The following is a 23872-nucleotide window of genomic DNA, read 5'->3' on the forward strand; positions in this document are numbered from 1 at the left end:
TCACAAGATGTCGTCACGTCCCCCAGCGTCGCCTCCCCCCGGAGTGCTTTTCGGCGCGGCCTACTACGCCGAGTACCACCGGTCGGACCGCCTCGACCAGGACCTCGACCTCATGCAGGCGGCCGGTTTCACGGTGATCCGCGTGGGGGAGTCGGTGTGGTCGACGTGGGAGCCGCGTGACGGCGAGTTCGATCTCGAGTGGCTGGAGCCGGTCCTGGACGGGGCGCACCGCCGCGGCATCAGCGTCATCCTCGGCACGCCGACCTACGCCGTCCCGCCGTGGCTCCAGACGGCCTACCCCGAGATCGCGGCAGAGCGCCGTACCGGCGAGCGGATCCCTTGGGGCGCACGCCAAGAAGTCGACTACACCCACCCCGGATTCCGCTTCCACTCCGAGCGCGTCATCCGCGAAATCCTCAAGCGGTACGCCACCCACCCCGCGATCATAGGCTTCCAGGTCGACAACGAACCGGGCCTCGAGCTCTTCCACAACCACGGCGTGTTCACCCGCTTCGTGCGCGGTCTCAAACAGCAGTACGGCGACGTCGCGACCCTCAACCGCGAATGGGGCCTGACCTACTGGTCGCACCGGATCGACGACTGGGCCGAGCTGTGGCGCCCGGACGGGAACACCTTCCCCCAGTACGACCTGGCCTGGCGCCGCTTCCAAGCGGAGCAGACCACCGAGTTCATCGGCTGGCAGGCGGACCTGGTCGACCAGTACCGCGGTGAGGGCCAGTTCGTCACCACCTGTCTCCAGTACCCCCGCCGCGGGCTGGACGACGAGCGGCTGGGCCGGGTCCTGGACATCGCGGCAGGCAACCCCTACTACGGGATGCAGGACCACCTGGACGCCCTCAAGGAGCGGCAGCAGCCGAACGACTGGACCACCACGGGGGTCGCGGGCCTGTTCGGGCAGGCCGACCGGATGTACTCCTCGAAGCAGGCGCGCTACCTCGTCACCGAGACCAACGCGCAGGCGATCGGGACGGCCGACGCCAACTTCCCGCCCTACCCCGGCCAGCTCAAGCAGGCCGCCTACGCCTTCATCTCGCGCGGCGCGGCGATGATCGAGTACTGGCACTGGCACACCCTTCCCTATGGCGCCGAGACCTACTGGGGCGGCATCCTGCCGCACAGCCTGGTGCCCGGCCGCGTCTACTCCGAGCTGTCAGAGCTCGGAGCAGAGCTGCGACAGCTCGGCACCGCCCTCGACGGCTACGAGCCCGACTGCGACGTCGCCGTCCTGTGGTCGAACCCGAGCCGGTACGCGATGCAGTTCATGCCGCCGCTGTCCGATGAGGGCAAATCGGACGACGAGTCCTACGAGCACATCGTCTCCGCCTTCCACCGGGGCGTGATCGACGCCGGACGCCAGGCGCGCGTCATGCACCTGGACCAGGCCGCCGATCTCGGCGCGGCCGCACTCGCCGAGCGCTTCCCGGTCCTGGTCGCCGCGGGCGTCTACATCGCCACGGACGCCGAGCTCGCCCTGCTGCGCGAATACGCCGAACTCGGCGGACACCTGATCCTCGGCGTCCGCACCGGCTACGCCGACGAGGAGGCGCGCGCCCGCGTCGCGGTCGCGCCGGCCATCGTGGGCGAGGCCGCGGGCGTGCGGTACGAGGAGTTCTCGAACCTCGAAGAGCCGGTCCCCGTGACCGGCACCGGCATCCTGGACCTCGACGAGGACGCCGCCGCCCTCTGGTGGATCGACGGGCTCATCCCCGAAGGGGCCGAGACCCTCGCCCGCTACGAGCACCCCCGGTTCGGCGACTTCCCCGCCGTCACCACCAATGCGGCCGGGGCCGGCCGGATCACCGTCGTCGGCACCGTCCCCACCCCCGGCCTCGCCCGCGGCCTCGTCCAATGGGCCGCTCCCGCCTCCGCCGTCGACGAACTCGCCGGTGCCCTCGCCGCACCGATCACGGTGTCCTCGGGAACCGTGCCGGACGGGCGCCAGACCTGGTTCACCTTCAACTGGGGCTGGAAACCGCAGAACCTGACGCTCGCCCGCGCCGTGACCGACGCGGTCACCGGCGAACTCCTGCCCGCCGGCACCGAGGTCGCACTCGAGGCCTGGTCGACACGCGCGTTCACCGCCGCCCGGACCGCCGCAAGCGCCGATACCCCTGAAAGGACCCTTCCCCAATGACCGCCCTCAAACAGCACGCGCAGGCGCCGGAGCGCCTCCGCCGGCCGCGGCCGGGGCCGCGCCGAGTGCGAAGGGACTGGCGCGGATGGCAGTTCGTCGGCCCGTTCGCATTCGTCTTCGTCTTCGTCTTCATCGCCCCGCTGGCGTACGCCCTGTGGCTGAGCCTGTTCCAGAACCGGCTCGTAGGCGGCAACGTCTTCGTCGGACTCGAGAACTACCGGACCGCGCTCGCCGATCCGCAGTTCTGGGACGGCGCCCTCCGAGTCGGACTCTTCCTGCTGGTCCAAGTGCCGGTCATGCTGCTCCTCGCGCTCATCGCCGCCCTGTCCATCGACAGCGCCCGCCTCTACGCCAGCGGCCTGTTCCGCCTGGTGATCTTCCTGCCCTACGCGGTCCCGGCCGTCGTCGCGGTCCTGATGTGGGGATTCATCTACGGCAACCAGTTCGGCCTCGCCGCCGACCTCAACGGACTCCTCGGCTCGGACCTCATCACGCCGTTCGCGCCGAAGTGGATCCTCGCCTCGCTGGGCAACATCGTCACCTGGGAGTTCGTCGGCTACAACATGCTGATCTTCTACTCCGCCCTGAAGACCATCCCGCATGAGCTCTACGAGGCCGCCGAGATCGACGGCGCGACCCGGTTCCAGGTCGTCAAGGCCATCAAGCTCCCCGCCGCGCGCGGGGCGATCGTGATCGCCACCATCTTCTCGATCATCGGCAGCTTCCAGCTGTTCAACGAACCGAACGTGCTGAACCCGCTGGCCGACAACGTGATCACCAGCTACTTCACACCGAACATGTACGCCTACAACCTCAGCTTCGCGGGCCAGCAGTACAACTACTCCGCCACCATCGCCATCATCATGGGCCTGATCACCGCCGTGATCGCCTACGTGGTCCAGCTCCGCGGCACCCGCAGAGAGGACCGCTGATGTCCACCTACCGCACTATCAACCCGAGGGTCCGCAGGCCTTCATCGGTCGCCAAGCCCCGCAAGTCGATCGGGCTCACCATCGCCATGGGCCTGTTCCTCGCCTACGCGCTCGTCCCGCTCGGCTGGCTCGCGATCAACGCCACCAAGACGCAGCCCGACCTGTTCTCCGGGTCCGGCCTCGCCTTCGGCGACTCGTTCGCGCTGTGGGACAACATCGTGCAGACCTTCGCCTACAACGACGGCATCTTCCTGCGCTGGCTCGGCAACACGCTCCTGTACGTCGTCGTCGGCGCCGGGGGCGCCACGCTGCTTGCCACACTGGCCGGCTACGGACTGGCGAAATACGCCGTGCCCGGCCGCAAGGCGTACTTCGCCGTCGTCCTCGGCGCGATCGCCGTCCCCGGCACCGCCCTGGCCGTTCCGACCTTCCTGCTGTTCAGCCAGCTCGGCATGACCAACACGCCGTGGGCGATCATCGTCCCCTCGCTCATCAGCCCCTTCGGGCTCTACCTCATCTGGGTGTACACCCTCGAATCGGTGCCGAAGGAACTGCTCGAAGCCGCACGCATGGACGGGGCGAGCGAACTGCGCATCTTCCTCACCATCTCGGTGAAACTGCTGACGCCCGGCATCGTGACCGTCGCCCTGTTCGCGATCGTCGCGACCTGGAACAACTACTTCCTGCCCCTCATCATGCTCAGCGACCCCGACTGGTACCCGCTCACCGTCGGGCTCAACCAGTGGAGCCAGCAGGCCTCCGGCGTCGCCGCCGAGCCGATCTTCAACCTCGTCCTCACCGGATCGCTCCTCACGATCGTCCCGATCGTCGCGATCTTCATCGTCCTGCAGCGCTTCTGGCAGTCCGGCCTGAGCGCCGGAAGCGTCAAGGGCTGAACACCGAGCGCCGACCCCTTGGGCCAGCTCGGACCACCACGGGTGCTCACGCACCCGGCACAACGGAGTGAAGGAAACCGAACCATGACCAACTTGAAGAGGCGCACGATCCTCGCCGGGATCCCCGCCGCACTCACCACGATCCTCGCCGGGATCCCCGCCGCACTCACCACGGGCGCCCTCGCCGCCTGCGGTTCCTCGACCGAGGAAGCCGCCGCAGGCAAGCCCGCCGACCTCGACGCCGCTCTGGAGAAAGGCGGCAAGCTCACCTACTGGACTTGGACGCCCTCCGGCGAGGACCAGGCGAAGGCCTTCATGGACCAGTACCCGAATGTCGAGGTCGAGGTCGTCAACGCCGGCACCGCCACCGACGAGTACACCGCCCTGCAGAACGCCGTCGCCGCCGGCTCCGGCGCACCGGACGTCGCCCAGATCGAGTACTACGCGCTCCAGCAGTTCTCGCTGTCCGACTCGCTCGTGGACCTCACCCAGTACGGCTTCGCCGACCTCGAGGACCAGTACACGGCCTCGACCTGGGGCGCGGTCAACCTCGGCGGAATCTACGGCCTGCCGCAGGACTCCGGACCCATGGTCATGCTCTACAACCAGGCCGTGTTCGACGAGTTCGGCATCGAAGTCCCCACCACCTGGGACGAGTACGTCGCCGCGGCCCAGGCGCTCCACGCCGCCGACCCGGGCAAGTACCTCACGAACGACGCCGGCGACCCCGGCTTCGCCCAACCGCTGATGTGGCAGGCCGGCGGCCATCCCTACACAGTGGATGGAACCGACGTCAAGATAGACCTCCAGGACGAGGGCACCAGGCGCTGGGCCGACATGTGGAACCAGATGCTCGAGCCCGGCCTGCTCGCCCCGATCTCGACCTGGAGCGACGACTGGTGGAAGGCCCTGTCGGACGGCACCGTCTCCAGCCTCATCATCGGCGCCTGGATGCCCGGCATCCTCGAAGGCTCGGTCCCCGACGGTGCCGGCGACTGGCGCGTGGCCCCCGTCCCGAGCTACGACGGCAGCCCCGCCACCGCCGAGAACGGCGGCAGCGCCCAGTCGGTGCTGAAGCAGTCCAAGGACCCGGCGCTCGCCGCGGCGTTCCTGCGCTGGCTGAACAGCTCCGAGGAGAGCGTCGACGTGTTCCTCGGAAGCGGCGGCTTCCCCTCCACCACTGCCGACCTCACCTCGGAGGAGTTCCTGAGCGTGGCGCCCGAGTACTTCGGCGGGCAGAAGATCAACGAAGTCCTCGTCGCCGCGTCCGAGAACGTGGTCCCCGGATTCGAGTACCTGCCCTACCAGGTGTACGCCAACAGCGTCTTCCCCGACACGGTCGGCACCGCCTACACCGAATTGAGCGACCTCAATGCCGGCCTGACGGCCTGGCAGGAGACGCTGGTGACCTATGGGGAGTCGCAGGGCTTCAAGGTGAACTAGGGGGTGTCTGGTGATCCCGACGTTCGCAGGGGGTCCCGATCGGCATCGGGATCCCCCGACCACCGCAAGTCGCGGGCATCGCGGGCGCCCGCTGCGGAGGCAGATCGGGACGAAAGCATTCGGCGCTTGACCGCCGACTCACGCCCGGCGCGGCGAATCTCGGCTGAATGGGAATGCCACCGCCCTGCGCGCGTCTCGGGGAGGCCGGGATCAGCGGCTCGGTGATCTCCCACAGCCCATCGGGCACAAACCTTTCAACAAACGCAGCCGCACACGATCCTCGCAAGCGTTCAGGCTCAAGTCCTCAGCGGAGCGGGACTCTGGCGTCGCCAATAGCCAAGTCGGCCAGCAAGTTCGCGATGAACAGCGCCACGATGTGCATCGCGATGCCGTAGACGAACACACCAGTCGATGCGGCGTCAAAGAGCTCATCGGTAAACCCGGTGGTCGGCACCAGCCGCAGCGAGCAACCCAGGTAGACGATTCCGGCAACAAGGCCGAGGAATCCCAGGATGATCATGTCCGCTCGGCACAGTCGATGCACATTCCCTCGGTAGTACGCGAGTCGGCCTCCCTCGGAGACCTCGGCGATCCACTTCGAAGGCGGCTTCGAGAACGCGGCGGCCGAGAGCAGGATGAGGACGTACCCACCGAACCCGAGCACCGGAGTCAGGGGAAACCTCGTGACCTGGACCGCCTCAGAGTAGGAGTCGACGAACACGATGCCGCTGCTGACATCGTCAGAGTCGTAGACCGCCCACACCAGGCCGTCCCAGTTGTCAGTTCCGCGCGGATCGACCTTCGTGCTGATCTGGTCATTGACCAAATGGAAACTCGTGCTCGTCGGGATGGAGCCGGTGAACTCGAAACTGTACCGGGGACCGCGCCGGCTGCTGGACTTCTCCACTTCGCCAATCGAGGTGATGGTTACTGGGCTGATCCCGGGGTCGCCATCGATGAGAGCGCGCCAAGCGGGGTCATCACCGAGTGTGCCGCTGACGAGCGCGAAGACGGCGCAGACGCCGAGGAGCATCATGCTGTGGACGGCGAACGCCCGCCGCCGCAACAGTCGCCGTGCGGCAGTCTCGGCGAAGGGAAGCTCGCTCTTGGCAAGCCTTCGAACTGTACGGGCGCGGTCCAGTCGCCACTGGAGCCGCAACCACACGAGCACCAGCACCACCGCTGCCAGGAGCAACGTGCATGCGGCGAGTTCGGAGAACACGCCGTGCCACCAGACGTATCCGGCGACCTGCATCGAGACCACCGCGATCAAGCAGAAGTTCGCTCCAACGAGGGCAGCCGTCATCATCTGTCGACGAGAGCGCCGGGAAACATAGCGGGGCTGCATGATCAGCGCTTTCAGGGGAGGGGTGGTGAGGCGATCCGAGCCAAGGATACCGGCACCGACACGAAGCGACCTGCCGCGAGTCCTAGCCCTTCACCTGCTTCTTGGCGGTGGCGACCTTGAGCAGATAGACCTGCCACTCTTCGAACTGAGCCAGCCCCAGATCCCGGACACGGCTCGAGACCAGCCGCCCATGGGGAACTCGTGGCCGAATCGTGGCGGCAGACGTCAACCTCTTCGCAGACCGGCCCAGGAGTCATCCCGACACTTAACCGCAACCGTCGGCGGGCCGACCAGCATCAGAGGAGGAACGTAATGCGCAAGCGCATCCTGATCATGCTCGCCGCGATCATCGCGGCAGTCTCAATCGCCGGGACGTCAACGGCCTCGGCGACCCCCGTGAACACCGACGAGGTGACCGTCGAGTCGGTCATGGCGCAGGGGGACGTCCAGACGCAGACTTCCAGCGCGTGCCGTAGCTACATCGAAGCCGCAGGATATCGGGTAGGCCCCTTGGTCACACGCGCCTGCCGTATCGGTGTCGACAGCTATCAACAAGCGGCAGTCCTCGTCGGCGCGTTCGCGCTGACGACGGGTCTGGCCGTCGTCCCGGCATTTGCGGAAGGCGACGATCCCGCTGGCGGCGCCCCCGTACCGCAGGAGGTGCCCGCACCGCAACTGGACGCCGCTTCGAACGTAGGGCCTTTCGGCGGCCCCTCCGATCCGGACTCCGACGGGCCCGGGTCCTCGGAAAGCCGCAGCGCGGGCAGCCTCGGATTCAGTGCGGACGACCCGTCGTGGATCGCCTGAGTTTCCCACACGACGGCCGTTGGCACTGTCCACGACTGATCCCTGCCACCCGTTCCCTTCCACACATTGGCCGACTGGTCCGCCGCACACGAGGGCGGCGCGATAAGGGCAACAGTCGCGACGAGTGCGCCAGCGCCGGTCATCCTCGACGGAATCCGTCGCTATTCGCTCGAATACGTTGAGCTTCTTGCATCTTGAGTCGACGCGTTGGCGAGCCGCCTCTGGTCGTGTTCCGGCGCTGTGTCGCCAGGGGATGGTCGGGCGGTGGTTACCTTGTGGCGCGGTTGCGTTCGCGGTGGGCGCGGACCTTGGCGATGCCGCCGCAGGAGCGTCCGCCGGGTCCGCCGGCGGTCATCAGGCACCAGCGCTTGCTGGCGTTGCGGCTGTGGTCGTAGAAGATCCAGCGGCAGTCGGGGCACGCCTTGAGCCGGTGCCAGCGGCTGTCTGCGATCGCCTCCAGCACGGCCGCGACGTGACCGGCAGCGGGGCCGCCTTGATCGGTGAACGCGATGGTGTCGTCGACGACCCGGGGGCGGATTTCGAGGCGGTCGACCCAGTCGTTGACGATCGCCGCGGTGTCGGCGGCTCCCTCCACGGCACGGCGGAGGTCATCGCGCAGCGCTCGGAGTTCCTGTCGCCGCGTGCGGGGCAGGCGGGCCTGGTCGGCGTACGCGTCGAAGCGGTCCTCGGCGCGGCGCGTGTCATTGGGGACCAGCCAGGTGTTGAGCAGCGTCCGCACCGATTCGAGCGTGCCCGGCGCCTCCTGACCATTTGAAGTGTTAACCACTCAATCATGATATCGGTATACACCATCACGCACTCGTGTTAACCTGTCATCATGATAGGCGGTTATCATGATGCTTCGTCGCCGCTCGCGGGACTGCTCGCCGTCGGATCCCACCCCGAACTCGGACCGGGCCTGGCCCTGTTCGGCCAGTTCGTCGGGACCTGGGACCTGCGGGTCCGCCGCAGGCCGGAGGCGTCATGAGACGCCAGATCATGTGGACCGCCCGGAACTGGCCCGGGTGCGAGCACCTCGACCTGCGCGTCGGCGACGACGGCGTCGTCGCCGACGGCCTCATCCTCGCCGCACCCGAGGGCGAGCCGATCCGGCTGGCCTACCGGATCGAATGCGACCGGGCCTGGCGCACCCGCGCGGTCACCCTCGAACACCACCGCCGCGAACGCACGACCCTCACCCGCGACGAGCCCGGCCGCTGGCTCGTCAACGGCCGCGAGCGCCTCGACCTGGCCGAGTGCATCGATGTCGACATCGCCTTGACGCCGTTCACCAACACCCTGCCCATCCGCCGCCTTGGCCTCGCGTCCGGTGTCGCCGCGGACCTGCACGTCGTCTACATCCTGCCCGAGCCCGAGCTGACCGTCGGGCCCGCAGACCAGCGCTACACCCGCCTCGACACCGGATACCGCTATGAGTCGGGGACCTTCCGTGCCGACCTGGCCATCGACCGCGACGGCCTCGTCACCGACTACCCCGACCTCTGGTCGATGGAGCAACCGACCGCATAACGGCTCTGGCGAGCCGGGGCCTTCGCGTGCGTCTCCGGTTAATGGGGCCGCCGCAGGCTTCATTGGGAAGGCCTGCGGCGGTCGGGCGGCCTCTGGGTGCGCGTTCAGATCCCGGTCATCTCGTTGGCCGGGCTCGGCAGGTCCGTCTCTGCGGTGACTTCGCCGGATGCGACGTCCACTGCGTAGATTTTCGAGGTCGTCGGGTCGTTCACGTAAGCGGTGTCGCCGCGTACGAAGACGGAGGGACGGGCCTCCTGCCATTCGATCGGCTCCTCCCATGCGTCGACCACCGGGAATGACTCGGCGACCTCGGCGCTTTCCATGTCGATGACGTGGAGCGCACCGTCGGTGCCCAGCAGCAGACCCTCGCCCTGGGGACCGCGGGCCAGCGACCGGAAGCTATAGCTGGTCCCCACATCGAGCAGCTCCAGTTCGGCGGTTTCGGTGTTGATGATCGACACTCGCTCAGGACGCTCCAGCTCGGCCTCCGGGTCGACTTTGTAGTCACCGAAAATGAAGGGCGAGTCTTCATGCCCTCGCGTGTTGCCGATGCGGCCGTAGTCGTCTGGACTCTCGACTTTGGTGATGGCACCGTCCTGGTAGATCAGCACTCCGTCCTCGCAGCCGACGACGAGCGCCTCGTTCAAGGCGGCCGATTCGCCGTGCACCCCAGGGCACTCCTCGCTGCGCGCGATCTCGTTGCCGTCGGTGTCGAGGACCTGGATCCCGGATCGAGTCTCCTCGTCTCCGTGGGTCACCAGCAGTTCGCCGTTCTCCAACTGCACGGCGACACCGTGGTGCGGGTGTTCGGTGGTGTAGGTCTGGGTCTGGGGCAGTCCGTCTCCCAGATCCTGTGGGTCGAAGATGGTGACCTCTCCGGCGCCGTCGGAGAACAGCACGGTGACGCCGGCGTGGTTGACGACGTGGCCGGGCTCGGGAGCGGTGAACTCGTCCTCCGACAAGTCGGCCGCCACCGCGTCCAGAACCCGGAATCCGTTCGAGGTCGACACGAGGACGTGGTGTCCGTCGCCAGCGGGGTTGAGCCGGTTGAACCCTTCGAGGGGGATGTCCTCCACGACCTCCAGCGTCTCGCCGTCGAGTACGTAGATGCCTCCGTCATAGGTGACGACGACGGCATCAGTGACCTCTACGGACTCCTCTTCCGAGGTGTCCTCGGCGGCTGCGGAACATCCCGCGAGCAATAGTCCTGTGGTCAGTAGCGAAGGCACCGCTAGGGTACGAATTCTCATGCGCATCACTTCCTTGTTGTTGACGGGTACGGGCAGGCCCGCTCTGTCGTGCGGGGGGAAAGAGTGTTCGTCATTGCCCGCCGAGGCCTTCGGCGATGGCTTCGGCGTTGCTTCGGGCCATTTCCAGGTAGGTTCCGGCGCCGTTTTCGGGCCGGGTGAGCGATTCGGTGAACAGTGGAATGATCTCGATGTCCACACCGGTTTCTTCGGCCATGGCTTGGACCAGTCGGTCCGGTTGCGAGGAATCCGCGAACACCACGGGCACGCCGGATTCGGCGACGGCGTCGGCCAGGTCCTTCAGATCAGACCCGCTGGGCGAGGCGAGTGTGGTGCCGCTGGGAATGACCGCGCCGATGATCTCGAAGTCGTAGCGCTGGGCCAGATAACCGAAGACATGGTGATTGGTGACGAGCTTGCGATGCTGGTCGGGAATCCGGCTGAACAGTTCGGTGGTGCTGTCGTGCAGATCATCGATCTGTGACCGGTACTCGTCGGCATTGGCGCGAATCTGCTCGGCATCGACTCCCGGGACTTGCTCGATCACCTGGTCCGCGATGACGTCCACGGCCTCCCGCACCCGCACCGGATCCGTCCAGAAGTGAGGATCGGGTTGCCCTGCGGTCTCATCGGCGGTGTAATCGATCGGGTCGACGCTCTCACCGACGGCCAGATCGGGCACGCCGGTCCCTACGGCCGCCTCCACATGACTGATGACGCCTTCCTCGAGGCCCAGCCCGTTGTGTATCAGCAGTTCGGCCTGTTCAAGCGAGGCGGCTTGTTGTGCTGAGACGCCGAACGAGTGGGGATCGGCGTCCGCCGCCATCAGCATCGTCACCTCGGCTTGGTCGCCGACCACGTTCCGGGTGATATCGCCCAGGATATTCGTGGTGACGACGATTCCGGATCGGTCGGAGTCGAAGGCCGCGCAACTCGATGATGCGGCGGCGGCCAAGAGCGACAACGTCACCAGTGCGCGTCGGGTGAACGTGACTACCATCCCGTCTCCACCATGTAATCGGGTTTGAAGTTCAGGTCGAAGGTTCGTGCCAGACGCAGGTCGTCCCGGTAGTCGATCTCGTAGACCGCTTGGCCGCTGGGATCGTTGACATAGGCGCGGGCGGTGTCGACCTGGATCGTCGGCGGCGAAGCGCCGTCGGCAATGGTCATCAGCTCGATTCGGGCGAGTTCGGCACCGGTGAGGGGATCGAAGGAGCGCAGCACGCCGTCTTCGGTGAGTACGAGGACGGGGGAGTCTTCGCCGGTCGCGCTCACCGCGACCGATTCGGGGACCTCGATCTGCGTCCACTGCCTTTCCTTGATGTCCAGTACCAGTACCTCGCCGGTCCGGCTGTGGGCGGCCAGCATCGAGGTGCCAGGACGGTGGTGGAAGCCGCCGTCGATGCCGCCGTCGGGGTAGGGGATCTTCTCCGCGGTCAGGTCCTCTTCACCGGTGATCAGCAGTGCGCCGTCCCGGCAGCCGAACACGGCGCCCCGCCTGGTGACGGTCTGCGCCTGCGGTTCCCGACAGGACTCGGTGAGCTCGGATGCAACCGTGCCGTCGCGGTCCAGCACCCGGACGGTGCCGTCGTCGACCGCCAGCAGTCGCTGGTCGTACGGAAGAGCGGCCTGCGCTCCCACCTCGCCGGTCTGCGGTTCCTCGCCGTCTTCAAGAGACTCGCGGTCGAGCGACAGCACCTCCTGCTCCGAGTTCAGGACGGTCACGGCCGGATCGCCGGCCGGCGTGAATCCGGCGCCGTCGATCTGTCCGACCGAACCCGGCTCGGTCATGTAGTAGTGCACGTGGTCACCGTGGTCGACGGTCCAGACCCCGCTGTCGATGATCTGGGTATTCGCTGTGCCGGTTATATAGACGAAGCGGCCGTCGGTTCCCGTCGCCCGTGCCCCGTCGAGGGTGGCGATCTTGGTCGACTCCTCCGTCACCGGGTCGAGGATGTGGACATTTCCGGTGTCGGCCTCGGCAATGACAAGGCGCCATTGCGCTTCGGCGGTTTCTTCGGCGCCCTCGACGTACCCGTGCGGAGTGGGCTGGTCCTCACCGGGCGGTGCGCCGGAGCCGACGGAGCAACTCGCGAGCAATGCGCATCCAGCGGTCACGGCGGCCACTCGGGCTCTCGTCGCAAGCGGCATTCAATGTCCTTTCAGGAGTGTTATGGGGGAATGGAATCGATCGCGAACCAAGGTGGCCAGTACGGAGACGAAGAAGCATGCGACGGCGAACCCGGCGATGGTGGCACCGGCGGCAGTCCCGAAGTGCCAGGAGATCAGCAGTCCGCAGGCGGTGGCCGTCCCGCCGATCGCGGCGGCGCCGAGCATGATCGTCGGAATCCGGTTCGCCCACAGGGACATCGCCGCGGGCGGCGCGATCAGAAGGCCGAAGACCAGCAACGTGCCCACCACATGGAAGGACGCCACGATCGCCAGGGTCAGCAGTGCCGACATCAGTCCTTGGGCCAGGCCGGGCCGCAGCCCGAGGGTCATGGATTTTCGTCGGTCGAATGCCAGCGCCACAAAGGATCGATGACATGCGACGGTGAGCACAAGTGCTACCGCCAGCGCCCCGGCCAGCACCACCAGGTCGATATTTCGCACCGCCAGCACGTCCCCGAACAGAAACCCGGTGAGGTCGACGGCGAAGGACTGGGAGTGGGACACGATGATGACGCCCGCCGAGAGCATGCCGACGAACAGCAGCCCGATGCCGGTGTCCTGCGACAGTCGAGGGGCACGGGACAGCGCCGTCACTCCCAGGGCCATCGCGACCGCGCTGAGGGCGGCCCCCAGCAGGAGGCTTCCGCCCAGCAGCGAGGCGATCGCGACTCCCGGCAACATGCCATGCGCCATGGCGTCGCTCATAAAGGCCATGCCGCGCAGCACGACCCAGGTGCCCGCCAGCCCGCAGATCGCAGAGACGAGCAGCCCGCCCCATAGCGCCCGCGCCACGAAGCCGACCTCGAAGGGATCGGTCAACCATTCCACGGCAAGAACTATAATGATAATCGTTTTCATTTCCAATATGCTGAAGAGTGATACCCGACATGTCGAACTCGATCGAACTGACCCAGGTGAGCGCGCGCCACGGCGCCACGACCGTGCTGCATGGCGTGACCGTTTCCATTCCGGCGCACCAGGTCACCGCGGTGACAGGCCATAATGGATCGGGAAAGTCAACGCTTCTCGGCGTCCTCTCCGGCGCCCACCCGCCGGCGTCGGGGTCGCTGCGGCGATCGCATTCGGGCCGGGCCGCCCTGGTGGTCCAACGCAGCGAGGTCCCGGACGCGCTGCCCATCACCGTCCGGCAGGCCGTAGCGATGGGCCGGTGGGCGCACCGAGGAGCATGGCGGCGCCTCACCCGAGAAGATCGCCTCATTGCCGAACTGTGCATGGACCGTCTCGGCGTTACCGGCCTCGCCGATCGTCGACTGAGCACGCTCTCTGGCGGTCAACGTCAGCGGGTCCTGCTGGCGCAAGGGCTCGCGCAGCAATCGGACCTGCTGGTGCTGGATGAGCCCTGCACCGGATTGGACGCCGAGGCCAAGGAGCAGATCGCCGCCCTCCTGGCCGAGGAAAGCGCCCGAGGAGTGACGGTCGTGCACGCCACCCACGATCCTGAGGACGCCGCAAAGGCCGATCACCACATAACCCTGTCGAACGGCCGCCTCCTGATCGATATCACCGAGTTACGGGTGCGGTGGTCATGGCGTGAAATGCGGTCGCCCACTGCTGCTACTGGTCGGGGTTGCCGCTTTGCGAACGCGTGCCAAGTCCCTCGGCGCGCCGGAGGTCCAGGTGTCAAGTGCGCTGCACGAGCAGCAGCCCACTGTCGGTGAGGCGCGCGGCGAGGCCATCGCCTTACCCTTCTTGTTCACGAAATCAAAGAGTTCGACCAGCGCTTTGCAATCGTCTTGTTCACGGGTGAGTTGTCGGGGCACGCTCGAGGTCACTGTCGCCGACCTCTTCCGGTAGACCGCACTTCTATGCGCGACAATGGGCTAGCCGGATCAGGCCCGAAGGGGGAGGACCACCATGAAGATCGTCGTCATTGGCGGGAGCGGCCACATCGGGACGTACCTGGTCCCTCGGCTCGTGCGTGCGGGACACGAGGTCGTCAACATCAGCCGCGGGAAGCGGAACGCCTACGCGGACGCGCCCGAGTGGGAGCAGGTCCGGCAGGTCACCGCCGACCGCGAGCAGGAGGACGCCGACGGCGTCTTCGGGGATACCGTGGCCGCGCTGCGGCCCGACGCCGTTGTCGACCTGGTGTGCTTCACCCCCGAATCCGCTGCGGCCCTATTGGAGCGGCTGCGCGGAAGGACCGGGCACCTGCTGCACTGCGGCAGTATCTGGCGCTACGGGCTCAGCCGACGTGCGCCGATCGTCGAAGGCGAGGGCACCGCCCCGTTCGGCGAGTACGGGATCCAGAAGGACCGAATTGCCCGGATGCTCAAGGAAGAGACCACGGGCGGCGGGCTGGTCATGACATCGTTGCACCCCGGGCACATCGTCGGCCCCGGCTGGCACCCGATCGGGCCGCTGGGCAACCTCGACCCCGAGGTGTGGCGCACGCTCTCGTCGGGGCGCACGCTGCGGATCCCCGGGATCGGCGCCGAGCACATGCACCACGTCCACGCCGACGACGTCGCGCAGGGCTTCGCGCTGGCGATCGAGCATCGGGACGCGGCAGGCGGCGAGGACTTCCACCTCGTAGCCCCGACCGCGATGAACGTGCGCGGCCTCGCAACCGCTGCGGCCTCCTGGTTCGGGCAGGAGGCGTCGCTGGAGAGCGTGAGCTGGGACGAGTTCCGGTCGGGTACGACCGCCGAGCACGCCGACACGAGCTGGGAGCACCTCTCCCGAAGCCAGGTGTGCAGTATCGAGAAGGCCCGGACTCTGCTCGGATACGCGCCCGCCTACGAGCCGGACGCCGCGATCCTGGAGTCGGTGCGCTGGCTCATCGAGCACGGCCGCATCGACGTCGAGCGCCCGCTGGCAGTCTGACGGTCGCGCCCGGCCCGCGGTGGTCGCGGGCCGGGCGCGGCATCAGATCAGGCGAGGGTTCGACGTCGGTTCGCGCCGACCGAAGCGCGCGCCAGGTCTAGGCGGGGCCGGGTGCGTCACCGAAGTCGTCGATGCGGAGTCGTTCGCCGCCGCGCAGTGCGGACTCGTGGGCCACGATGCCAGGCAGCGTGTATCGAGCGGCCACCCAGGCGTTCACGCTCGGCAGCCGCCGATCGTTCACGGCGGTCACGAAGTCGTGCACGAGCAGTTGGTGGCTGCCCATGTGCCCGTTGCCGAGACCTTTGAACTCGACCGGGAGCCCGGAGGTGTCGTGCACGGGAGCGTGTCCGGAGATGAAGGAGTCGTGCAGCTTCGGGTCAACACTGGCCAGCACCGGGTCGTCGGCGCCGCTCGCCCAACCAGGACGCACCAAGTCGGAGAGGTCGTGCAGAGGGCCGGACCGCTCGTGCCAGAGGGTGGACTGGGAGTTCTGCTCCAGGATGCCCTCGCTGCCGTAGAACGTGAACCGGGACTCCGGGACGCCGCCGGCGAGGCCTACGCGACGGAACTCGTTGGTGCGCATACTGCCGCCGTCGGCCGTCTCGAAGAACGCGGTGGCGTTGGAGAAGTCGTTGGCGAACATGCTGACGGACTTGTCGAACACGCCGTCGCCGCGCTGATCGGGCACGCCGATGGCGCTCACGCTGACGGCGTGGGTGTTCCAGGCGCCGAGTACGCCGCCGATGGCGTGGGTGGGGTACTTCAGGGGCGGGTAGCTGGCGGTGCGCTTCCAGTCGGCGCCGCCGCTGTACTGGTAGGCGGCATAGAAGCCGTGGTCCATGTCGTGCACGTAGTCGCCCTCGGCGTAGAAGAGGCGCCCGAACGCGCCTTCGGCGGCCTTTTGCCGGGCGAGCACGGTGGCGGGGTGGTAGAAGCTGGTCTCTCCCATCATGTAGGTGAGGCCGGTTTCCCTGACGGCGTCGATGATCGCGGCGATCTCCTCGACCGTGAAGGCCATCGGCACGGCGGAGTAGACGTGCTTGCCCGCACGCAGCGCCTGCACCACTAGCGGCCCATGGGTCCACCGCTGGGTGAAGATCGCGACGGCGTCCACGTCCGAGTCGAGCATCGCGTCGAAGTCGTCCGCCACCCCTGCCAGGCCGAGCTCGCCGACGAGGGTTGCGGCGCGGTCGGGGAGGAGGTCGGTGACGGTGACGCGGGAGATTCCGGGGTGGGCGTTGAACAGTTTCGCGAATGCGCCGGCGAACTGCCCGGCTCCGACGATGCCGATTGCGAACACGGGGAGACTCCTTGGTGATCGAGGCTGATCGGTCGTGACCAGTGCCGACCGCTGCGGCATCACCGTATAAGTTCCGATCGGAGAAGTCTTCACCGATTGGAACGAGTCTTTCTTGGATTCTCAGATTGAGATCTCCCCGCCGGAGCTGGTGGGGTGGGCCGGGCGCCCGATCCTCATGGACACCGCCCACCAGCACGACGACCTGGAGATCAACTTCGTCGCCGAGGGCGGCACGATGCTCTACCTGTTCGGCGGCGAGCCCGTGGAGATCGGCCCGGGATCGGTGGCTGCGTTCTGGGCGGCCGTGCCCCACCAGCTCGTCGCGAACGCCGCGACCCGGGCGCACTGGGTGCACGTGCCGTTCGCAACGTTCCTGGGCTGGGGCCTGCCGACCGCACTGGTAGGTCGCCTGCTCTCAGGGATGCCGCTCATCGCCCCGCCCCCGGCGGCAATGGCATCGGACTCCGCGAACTTCACCCAGTGGGCCGCCGACCTGTCCAGCGCGCAACCTGAACGCCGCCGCATCCTGCTGCTCGAGGTCGAAGCGCGGGTTCGGCGCCTCGCGCTGGACGCACCGCAGGCTCCGGTGCGCCGGTACTCCGGAGGCGATCCCGCGCTTCGCCATGTCGTCACGATGGCCCGGCACATCGCCGAGCATTTTCGCGAACCGCTAACGGTCGCCGATGTCGCCGCCACGGCGCGCCTGCACCCGGGCTACGCGATGACGCACTTCGGCAAGATCGTGCGCACCACGATCATCGACTACCTCACCCGGTGCCGCCTGGCCGAGGGACGGCGCCTGCTCGTCACCACCGACCTGCCGATCGCGACCGTGGCGTCCGATTCGGGCTTCAGCTCGGTCAGTCGGTTCTACGCCGCCTTCAAGGCTGAATGCGGCGTCCCTCCCGCCGCCTACCGCCGCCAGCACCGATAACGCCGACGCCGCCGGAGGCCGTGGGGGAGCCAAGAAGGGAGCCTTTCGCGGCTCCTGGAGGTGCCGTTGCTTGAGAGCCTCCCCACTGTCTGTTGACGGCCCCTTTCGAATATCGGACGCAGTGGGCAGGATGACCACCATGGTCCACGCCCCGAGTGATACCACCGCATTCCACGACCTGCTCGCTGCGCAACCGCGCCTGACCGGCCTCGTCCTCTCTCCCGACGGGACTCGCTTGATCGTGTCGGTGCAGACGATCAACGGCGAAGGAACCAGGTACGTCTCGGAACTGTGGGAAGTCGACCCGACCGGCCAGCGCGAGAGCGGCCTCGCGGCCGGATCCATCCCGGGCGCGCACGCTCCGACCTTCACCGCCGACGGCACCCTGCTGGTGCTCTCCGACCACGCGAATGACGCCGCCTCCGGTCAGGACGGCGATGCCAAGACCGTGGGGCTGTGGGCGCTGCCTGAGCGCGGCGAGGCCGAGCAGATCGCCCATCACCCCGGCGGCATTTCCGCCTTCGCCGTCGCGAAGGACACCGGCACCGTCGCCTACACCGCTAACCTGCTGCCAGGTGCCACGAATGCCGAGAGCCATGCACGACTCCGTCAGGAACGCCAGCGCGCCATGGTGAACGCGGTCCTGTACGAGGCGAATCAGACCCGCACCTGGGACAGCGACTGTGGACCTGACGAGCCCCATACCTTCGTCCTCTGCCCCGACGGGAGTCCGGTCGACTCCGGCAGCCAGGGCCTCGCGGGAGGCGGCGACGTGGTGCTCTCGCCGGATGGGGCGCTGGTGGCCTACACGCGCGCCGCGACCGGCCGCGCCTCGGACACGAACGTCGTCGTGGTCGCCAACGCCGCCACCGGTGCCGAGCAGCGCTCCTTCTCGCGTCCCGGCGACCAGTACTACCGCCTCGAATTCTCCGCCGACGGCTCGCAGTTGGTCTGCCAGCGCCAGCGAGAGGAAACCTACACCTCAGAGTGGAGGGTCACCCTCGTCGCGTTCGACCTGGCCTCGGGCGACGAGACCGATCTGCTGCCGGAGTTCGACAACTGGCCGTGGCCGGGGCGAGTGGTGCTCTCGCCGATCTCCGGGGACGGCACGATGTGGTTCACGGGGGACGAGCGGGGCCACTGCCCGGTCTTCCGCCGCGACGCCGACGGCACGATCACTCGCCTGACCGCCTCCGGCGCCTACGCCTCGCTGTGCGTGACCCCGGACGGGTCCACCCTCTATGCGCTGCGCAGCACCATCGACAGCCCACCGCGACCGGTCAGGCTCGACGCCGCTGCGGCGGATCAACAGCCCACCGTCCTCAAGACCCCCGGGAATCTCGGATCGCTTCCCGGCACCCTGACCGAGGTCCACGCCGAGGCGGACGACGGTTTCCCGTTGCGCGCCTGGCTCGTCCTGCCCGAGAGCGCCTCGGCCGGGCGCCGAGCGCCGCTCGTCATCGTCCCGCACGGTGGACCCCAGATGTCTTGGAGCGCCTGGACCTGGTCGCAGAATCCGTGGGCGTTCGCGGCGCGCGGATACGCCGTGCTGCTGCCGGATCCGGCACTGTCCACCGGATATGGGCAGCACATGCAAGAACGCGGCCGGGGTCAATATGGCGGCCAACCCTACCGTGACGTGATCGCGCTGACCGACGCCGCGCTGGCACGCGACGACCTCGACCCGACCCGGACGGGTCTGGCCGGTTGGTCGTACGGCGGCTATCTGGCGAACCGGGCCGCGACGCTCACCGACCGCTTCAAGGCGATCGTCTCGCACGCCGGGATGTGGAACCTGGAGGCGTTCCAGGCCGACACGAACATGCACGCGTATTTCCGGAAGATCTTCGGCGACCCGCGGACGCAGCGCGAACAGTACGAGGCCAACTCGCCGCACCTGGCCGCCGAGAAGGTGACGACGCCGATGCTGATCGTGCACGGCGGCAAGGATTATCGAGTGTCGGTGGGCCAGTCGCTGGGCCTGCACAACGACCTGCGGCGGCTCGGTGTACCGGTCAGATTCCTGTACTTCCCGGACGAGGGCCACGGTATTTGGGCGCCGAACCATACTCGGATCATGTACGAGACGGTGCTGAACTTCCTCGACCACCATGTCCTAGGCCAGGAGTGGCAGCAGCCCGCACTACTCTGACTGATCGTGGCGCAACCGCCGTGCCAGCAACTCTGCGACCCCAGCCGCCCAGTCGTCGCTGCCGGGTCTACAGATACCCCCAGCAGAGCGTGTAGGAGAGTTCGGGGAAGTCGGGGACTTCCTCGTAGGCCCAGCCCCAGCCGTTGCACCAGCTTTCGGAGTCGACGCTCTCATTGGTGCGGCCGGTGACGTAGACGTTGCCGTCGCCGCAGTCGGACACGAACTCGAAGTACGTGTAGTCGGAGTTCATCGACAGGCAGTCGTCGATCTCGGCGTATCCGGCGTCGCCGCTGGCGTAGATCATCTGAAGGCACAGCGTCACATCCAGATACGACTGGTCGGTGGAATAGCCGACCCCGTAGATGTAGTAGGCCGAATCGCTGCACGCGCTGGTGCTGGACTCGCCTTCGAGGCGTTCGATGACCTTGAACGCACCGTCCTGGCAGTCGGTGACGTTCCACGGACTGCTCGGGGTGGAGGAGCCGTAGACGCATTCGTCGACCTGGGCGTGGTACGCGTCGTCGCCTGCGATCGCGGTGTAGCTCAGGCACAACACGCGGTTGGCCCCGGTGGAGGAGACCGCGGTGTCGACGGCCGCCACGCCGTCGCAGGACGACAGGTCGGTGGTGCCCTCGACGATGTCGATCGCCTCGAAGGTCCCGGCCCCGCAGGTGGTCGCCTCTAGATCCGGGGTGGTCTCGTCGCCGTGGTCGTAGAAGCAGTCGCCGACCAGGGCGTCCGCCACCGGGTCCGCCACGGCCGCCTCGGTCGGATCGGAGCCGGAAGCGTCGCTCGAGGTGTCGCCGCCGGAGTCGGCGCCGGTGTCCGAGGCGGTGTCCCCGGGGGCTTCGGAACGGTCCAGGCCGACGACGACACCGGTGATCCCCAAGCCGATCACCAGCATTGCCCCGAGCGCGATCCCGATCCAGCCGGCGACCGGCATCCCCGGGCGTTGCGGCGGCATGGGCGCGTATTGCGGTGCCATACCGGGGACGCCGCCCTGGTACGGCCCCCCGCCCGGGTAGGGCCCCTGGCCGGGCGCGGGCGGGGCGACCGGGGGGTATCCGATGTTATGGCTCGTCTCCGGACTCGGGACGTATCCCATGCCGGGAGCCTGGTTCGGGCCGTAGCCGGGATTGGCGCCGGGGTTGGGGTACGCGGGGGTCGGGCCAGGCGCGTAGCCCGCGCCGGGGTTCGCGGGCGCGCCGTTCGGACCGTAGTTGGATCCACCGTTCGGGGGGACAGCCGCGTTGGGATCGTAGGGGGGATAGGGGTCCATGATGCGATTTTGGCAGGTCGACGCAAATCCTCGCAGTCACCGAAACTTCATTCTGGGCGCTCATTGAGCCTTTTGAGCGAACAGGCAGGCCAGAGCGCGGGCGATAGTCGTTGATGCCGATGAATGGGCTGGTTCTGCGGTGGTCGCGGGCGTTGACAAAAGGCTGCTTGTCCGGGTCGGCGTCACCGGCTGCATTACCTGCCACCCTGCGTCTTAGCGGCCAGCGGACCGGCACCGACCTTATCGCGTTCACTCAATTGGGTATGAAACGCATCAATGCCGACGACTCCGTGGTCGAGATGGTGGACTGGTCGCTTCTGCTGAGTTGGCCAGTTTCATTGCTGCGTAAGGAGTTCAAGCAGGGTCGGTTCCAATGGGACCGATCCATGGCGATTGGTCGCATTCACCTAAGATTAGCGACTTAGATGAAGATTGTGCTCATTAGTCGGATTCGTGCCAACGGGGACCGACAAGGATCTCCAACCGGAGGCGCGCCATGCCCGCTCGTACATCCATTTCATTTGGTCACGCCCGGCGCGGGCGACACCGGAAGAGCGGCCGGCTGTCGTGGCCTGGGAGCTTGCTTGCCCTGCTGCGTTATCGGCGGCTCAGTTTCCCGTCTGAACGCTCAACGGCTGCACCGTCGCACCGACAATTGCACGCCCATGACGCACTGGCGCAGGGCGTTCGACCATCCGAGTCGAAGCCGACAGGTTGATTCTTCGAGATAGCAGAGGAGCCCGGCCGGCCACATAATTGTGGCGGCCGGGCGGTGTCGGTACTGCCGGCAGTGCGTCCCGAAGAGCTGACTCGGCGCCAGGCTGACTTGGGGTCTAGGAGATCAGGCCGGAGCGGAACGCGATGGCCACCGCATGCGCCCGGTCGCGGGCACCGAGCTTGCGGTACAGGCGCTTCGCATGGGTCTTCACGGTGTCCTCGGACACGAACAGGTCGCGTCCGATCTCGGCGTTGGGCTTGCCCTCGGTCAACCCCGCGAGGACCTGGACCTCCCGCTCTGACAACCGCATCGGCAATGGTTGGAGCGGACGCTGTCGCGGCACGTCCCCAGCGGTGTTCACCAGGCTGGTGCGGGCGAGGACGATCGCATGGGCGAACGCCACGAGAAGGTCGTCGGCGCCGCCCGACCGGGCCTTGATGAAGCCCAGTGCCCCGGCGGCGGCCACCGTCGCTGCGGTGCGGGGATCGGCGGCGCCGGTGAACAGCACGCCGGTGCGGGGGTAGCGGGTGCGGACGGTCCGGGTGAACTTGACCGGATCGGGGGCGGCGAGCGCGACATCGACGAGTACCACGTCCACTGGGCCGCGGCGCAATGCAATGAACAGCGCCGGGATGCAGTCCACCGCTTTGACTATCTGCGGCAGGCCAATGTGGGTGGCGCAGGCCGAGATTTGCTTTCCCGTGTGGGCCGTCCTGGCATAGACCACAATAGTTTTCACATCACTGTGTCCTTTCTTGATTTGCATGTCAATCGATTGGCGCCCTTGTGTGAAGAGCGAATTCGGCGGCGTGGAGGCAACGCCGGACAGCGGCAGGCCGTGCCATTGCGGGCACGACCAGCCGGACTGGTGATCAACACTCATGCCCCGCGCCATAGAAGTCCTAACGAGCCCGGAGCGCAGAAGTGACGATCACGACGCGCGGATGGACTGGCAACCGGTTGAACAATGTGGTGGGAACGCTCCGCCTCGTCGAGATGTCCAATGCCGGTCGAATGATGCGAATCATCAGCGGACATTTGGGCCGGATCCTTCGCATTCGCCCAGGCCGACTGCTTGAACTGCAAACGCACCACCACGCTCGCGTTCAACGCCTCCCCGAGGGCTAACCGGTTCTAGTTCAGCGCGTGAGCGATCAGGCGCTCGAGTACTTCCGGGAGTGGCGCACTCGTGACGATCTCCAACGTCGCCCTCGCCCGCAGGAGCGGCTCGACCTCGGACCGGTCGCGCAGCGCCTGCTCCAATTCGCCCGGTGACTTGCCGTAGTCGTTGCCGGTGCGGCAGAGCAGACGCTGCCGTACGAGTTCCGCCGGGGCGCTGAGCAGCACGATGCGGTCGAAGTCTGGGTAGAACCGGCCTTGGTTCGGGACGCAGCCGCTGACGAATAGCGCCTCGGCATCCTCGACCTCCAGCAGGCCCCGCATCCGGGCCTCGTGCCAGACCCAACCGGGTTCGGCGGTCGGTCGCGGCGGCTCGACGTCGGGACCAGGCGCGCAGTAGCCGTCGTAGTCGGTGTCGACGGCTTTGTAGCCGAGGGCGGACAGCTCCGAAATGACCAAGGATTTGCCGACTGCCGAGACCCCTGTGATGAGGACCCGTTTCATGCGCGCAGGCTATCAACTCGCTAGCCGCAGCCTCCGACCTAGTCGACTTCGACCGGGTCTCCCGAGCGGCCGTGGAGCACGCCGGTGGCCAGACCCTGGGACCACTGGCCCGGTCGGACCTGCGGCTTGGTGCACTCGGCCACCACGGCTCGGAACTAAGCGATGTCCCGAAGTGGCGGGGTGGTCGATGTCGAGGAGTGTTCGGAGCGATAGAAGCGCTGTCTTTTCGAGCGTGGATTCATCAATTCGGGGACGTGGCTGCGGTTCGTGAATAGCCTCGGGAGCGTCAGTTTCGCAATTTCAGTGGAGGGAGACGTCGATGAAGATGTCCAAGAAGAAACGAGCGAAGGTCGTTCGCCGCGTGGCGACGGGAGCGGTCGCCGCGTCGGCCGTGGGTGTGGCGGTCGCGGGGGTCGCCCTCGCCGCGCAGCGGACCGAGCAGGCCGTTCCCAAACTCCCGGCGCCGGGCGCGACCATCGAGGTGGACCT

21 protein-coding genes are annotated in these 23872 nt (G+C 67.3%); 11 read left to right on the plus strand and 10 right to left on the minus strand.

What is annotated here, in order from left to right; translation table 11 throughout:
* Nucleotides 1–7 precede the first annotated feature (7 nt).
* From FAB82_RS11250 to FAB82_RS11265, 4 genes are all read left to right on the plus strand, one after another.
* Nucleotides 8–2155, plus strand: coding sequence for a beta-galactosidase (locus FAB82_RS11250; RefSeq protein WP_136534638.1), 2148 nt, complete (start codon nt 8–10; stop codon nt 2153–2155).
* Nucleotides 2152–3087, plus strand: coding sequence for a carbohydrate ABC transporter permease (locus tag FAB82_RS11255; RefSeq protein WP_136534639.1), 936 nt, complete (start codon nt 2152–2154; stop codon nt 3085–3087). Before FAB82_RS11250 ends, FAB82_RS11255 begins: the two co-directional genes overlap by 4 nt.
* A complete protein-coding gene (locus FAB82_RS11260) occupies nt 3087–3983 on the plus strand; it encodes a carbohydrate ABC transporter permease (RefSeq protein ID WP_136534640.1) in 897 nt (298 codons plus the stop codon). The genes FAB82_RS11255 and FAB82_RS11260 overlap by 1 nt, the downstream gene beginning before the upstream one ends.
* An 84-nt stretch (nt 3984–4067) precedes the next feature.
* Nucleotides 4068–5426 (plus strand): ABC transporter substrate-binding protein, encoded by a 1359-nt coding sequence (locus FAB82_RS11265; RefSeq protein WP_136534641.1) that lies wholly within the window; start codon nt 4068–4070, stop codon nt 5424–5426.
* 304 nt (nt 5427–5730) lie between these two features.
* On the opposite strand, the gene FAB82_RS11270 is transcribed toward FAB82_RS11265, so the two are convergent.
* Entirely contained in the window at nt 5731–6735 is a 1005-nt protein-coding gene (locus FAB82_RS11270; RefSeq protein ID WP_136534642.1) for a hypothetical protein, read from the minus strand.
* 351 nt (nt 6736–7086) lie between these two features.
* Between FAB82_RS11270 and FAB82_RS11275 the strand changes: the two genes are divergently transcribed.
* The gene (locus tag FAB82_RS11275; protein WP_136534643.1) at nt 7087–7581 is read left to right on the plus strand and encodes a hypothetical protein; all 495 of its coding nucleotides are present in this window, start codon (nt 7087–7089) and stop codon (nt 7579–7581) included.
* Nucleotides 7582–7849: 268 nt separating this feature from the next.
* On the opposite strand, the gene FAB82_RS11280 is transcribed toward FAB82_RS11275, so the two are convergent.
* A complete protein-coding gene (locus tag FAB82_RS11280; RefSeq protein WP_136534644.1) occupies nt 7850–8368 on the minus strand; it encodes a CGNR zinc finger domain-containing protein in 519 nt (172 codons plus the stop codon).
* Between the two features lie 51 nt (nt 8369–8419).
* On the opposite strand from FAB82_RS11280, the gene FAB82_RS27060 reads away from it, so the two are divergent.
* Nucleotides 8420–8569, plus strand: coding sequence for a hypothetical protein (locus FAB82_RS27060; RefSeq protein WP_168801547.1), 150 nt, complete (start codon nt 8420–8422; stop codon nt 8567–8569).
* Nucleotides 8566–9111 (plus strand): putative glycolipid-binding domain-containing protein, encoded by a 546-nt coding sequence (locus tag FAB82_RS11285; protein WP_136534645.1) that lies wholly within the window; start codon nt 8566–8568, stop codon nt 9109–9111. The genes FAB82_RS27060 and FAB82_RS11285 overlap by 4 nt, the downstream gene beginning before the upstream one ends.
* 104 nt (nt 9112–9215) lie before the next feature.
* On the opposite strand, the gene aztD is transcribed toward FAB82_RS11285, so the two are convergent.
* The 4 genes from aztD to aztB all read right to left on the minus strand — a co-directional run bounded on the left by aztD (nt 9216) and on the right by aztB (nt 13358).
* Nucleotides 9216–10367 carry a zinc metallochaperone AztD gene (gene aztD, locus FAB82_RS11290; RefSeq protein WP_136534646.1) on the minus strand — a complete coding sequence of 384 codons (1152 nt, stop codon included), beginning with the start codon at nt 10365–10367 and terminating at the stop codon, nt 9216–9218.
* 64 nt (nt 10368–10431) lie between these two features.
* Nucleotides 10432–11358, minus strand: a complete 927-nt coding sequence (gene aztC, locus FAB82_RS11295; RefSeq protein ID WP_136534647.1) for a zinc ABC transporter substrate-binding protein AztC — start codon at nt 11356–11358, stop codon at nt 10432–10434.
* Nucleotides 11352–12458 (minus strand): YncE family protein, encoded by a 1107-nt coding sequence (locus tag FAB82_RS11300; protein ID WP_211116533.1) that lies wholly within the window; start codon nt 12456–12458, stop codon nt 11352–11354. Before FAB82_RS11300 ends, aztC begins: the two co-directional genes overlap by 7 nt.
* 51 nt (nt 12459–12509) lie before the next feature.
* Nucleotides 12510–13358: a zinc ABC transporter permease AztB gene (aztB, locus tag FAB82_RS11305; protein ID WP_136534657.1), complete on the minus strand. Its 849-nt coding sequence runs from the start codon at nt 13356–13358 to the stop codon at nt 12510–12512.
* A 59-nt stretch (nt 13359–13417) separates the two neighbouring features.
* Here aztB and aztA point away from each other — a divergent pair, with 59 nt between their 5' ends.
* Together aztA and FAB82_RS11315 are read left to right on the plus strand one after the other, a co-directional pair.
* Complete coding sequence (aztA, locus tag FAB82_RS11310) at nt 13418–14209, plus strand: zinc ABC transporter ATP-binding protein AztA (protein ID WP_136534649.1); 792 nt, start codon at nt 13418–13420, stop codon at nt 14207–14209.
* 196 nt (nt 14210–14405) lie between these two features.
* Nucleotides 14406–15377 (plus strand): NAD-dependent epimerase/dehydratase family protein, encoded by a 972-nt coding sequence (locus FAB82_RS11315; protein ID WP_136534650.1) that lies wholly within the window; start codon nt 14406–14408, stop codon nt 15375–15377.
* A gap of 97 nt (nt 15378–15474) precedes the next feature.
* Here FAB82_RS11315 and FAB82_RS11320 read toward each other — a convergent pair whose 3' ends face one another.
* Nucleotides 15475–16677, minus strand: coding sequence for a Gfo/Idh/MocA family protein (locus FAB82_RS11320; RefSeq protein ID WP_211116534.1), 1203 nt, complete (start codon nt 16675–16677; stop codon nt 15475–15477).
* Between the two features lie 112 nt (nt 16678–16789).
* On the opposite strand from FAB82_RS11320, the gene FAB82_RS11325 reads away from it, so the two are divergent.
* Both FAB82_RS11325 and FAB82_RS11330 read left to right on the plus strand, forming a co-directional pair.
* Complete coding sequence (locus tag FAB82_RS11325) at nt 16790–17611, plus strand: helix-turn-helix domain-containing protein (protein ID WP_136534652.1); 822 nt, start codon at nt 16790–16792, stop codon at nt 17609–17611.
* A gap of 130 nt (nt 17612–17741) precedes the next feature.
* Entirely contained in the window at nt 17742–19763 is a 2022-nt protein-coding gene (locus FAB82_RS11330; protein ID WP_246039579.1) for a S9 family peptidase, read from the plus strand.
* A 67-nt stretch (nt 19764–19830) separates the two neighbouring features.
* Here FAB82_RS11330 and FAB82_RS11335 read toward each other — a convergent pair whose 3' ends face one another.
* The 3 genes from FAB82_RS11335 to FAB82_RS11345 all read right to left on the minus strand — a co-directional run bounded on the left by FAB82_RS11335 (nt 19831) and on the right by FAB82_RS11345 (nt 23383).
* Nucleotides 19831–21042: an LppU/SCO3897 family protein gene (locus FAB82_RS11335; RefSeq protein ID WP_136534653.1), complete on the minus strand. Its 1212-nt coding sequence runs from the start codon at nt 21040–21042 to the stop codon at nt 19831–19833.
* An 833-nt stretch (nt 21043–21875) separates the two neighbouring features.
* A complete protein-coding gene (locus tag FAB82_RS28590) occupies nt 21876–22499 on the minus strand; it encodes a response regulator transcription factor (RefSeq protein WP_136534654.1) in 624 nt (207 codons plus the stop codon).
* 395 nt (nt 22500–22894) lie between these two features.
* Entirely contained in the window at nt 22895–23383 is a 489-nt protein-coding gene (locus FAB82_RS11345; protein WP_136534655.1) for an AAA family ATPase, read from the minus strand.
* Nucleotides 23384–23872 lie beyond the last annotated feature (489 nt).

Source organism: Glycomyces buryatensis (genome assembly GCF_004912275.1).
In the GTDB taxonomy this organism is placed as follows: Bacteria; Actinomycetota; Actinomycetes; order Mycobacteriales; family Micromonosporaceae; genus Glycomyces; species Glycomyces buryatensis.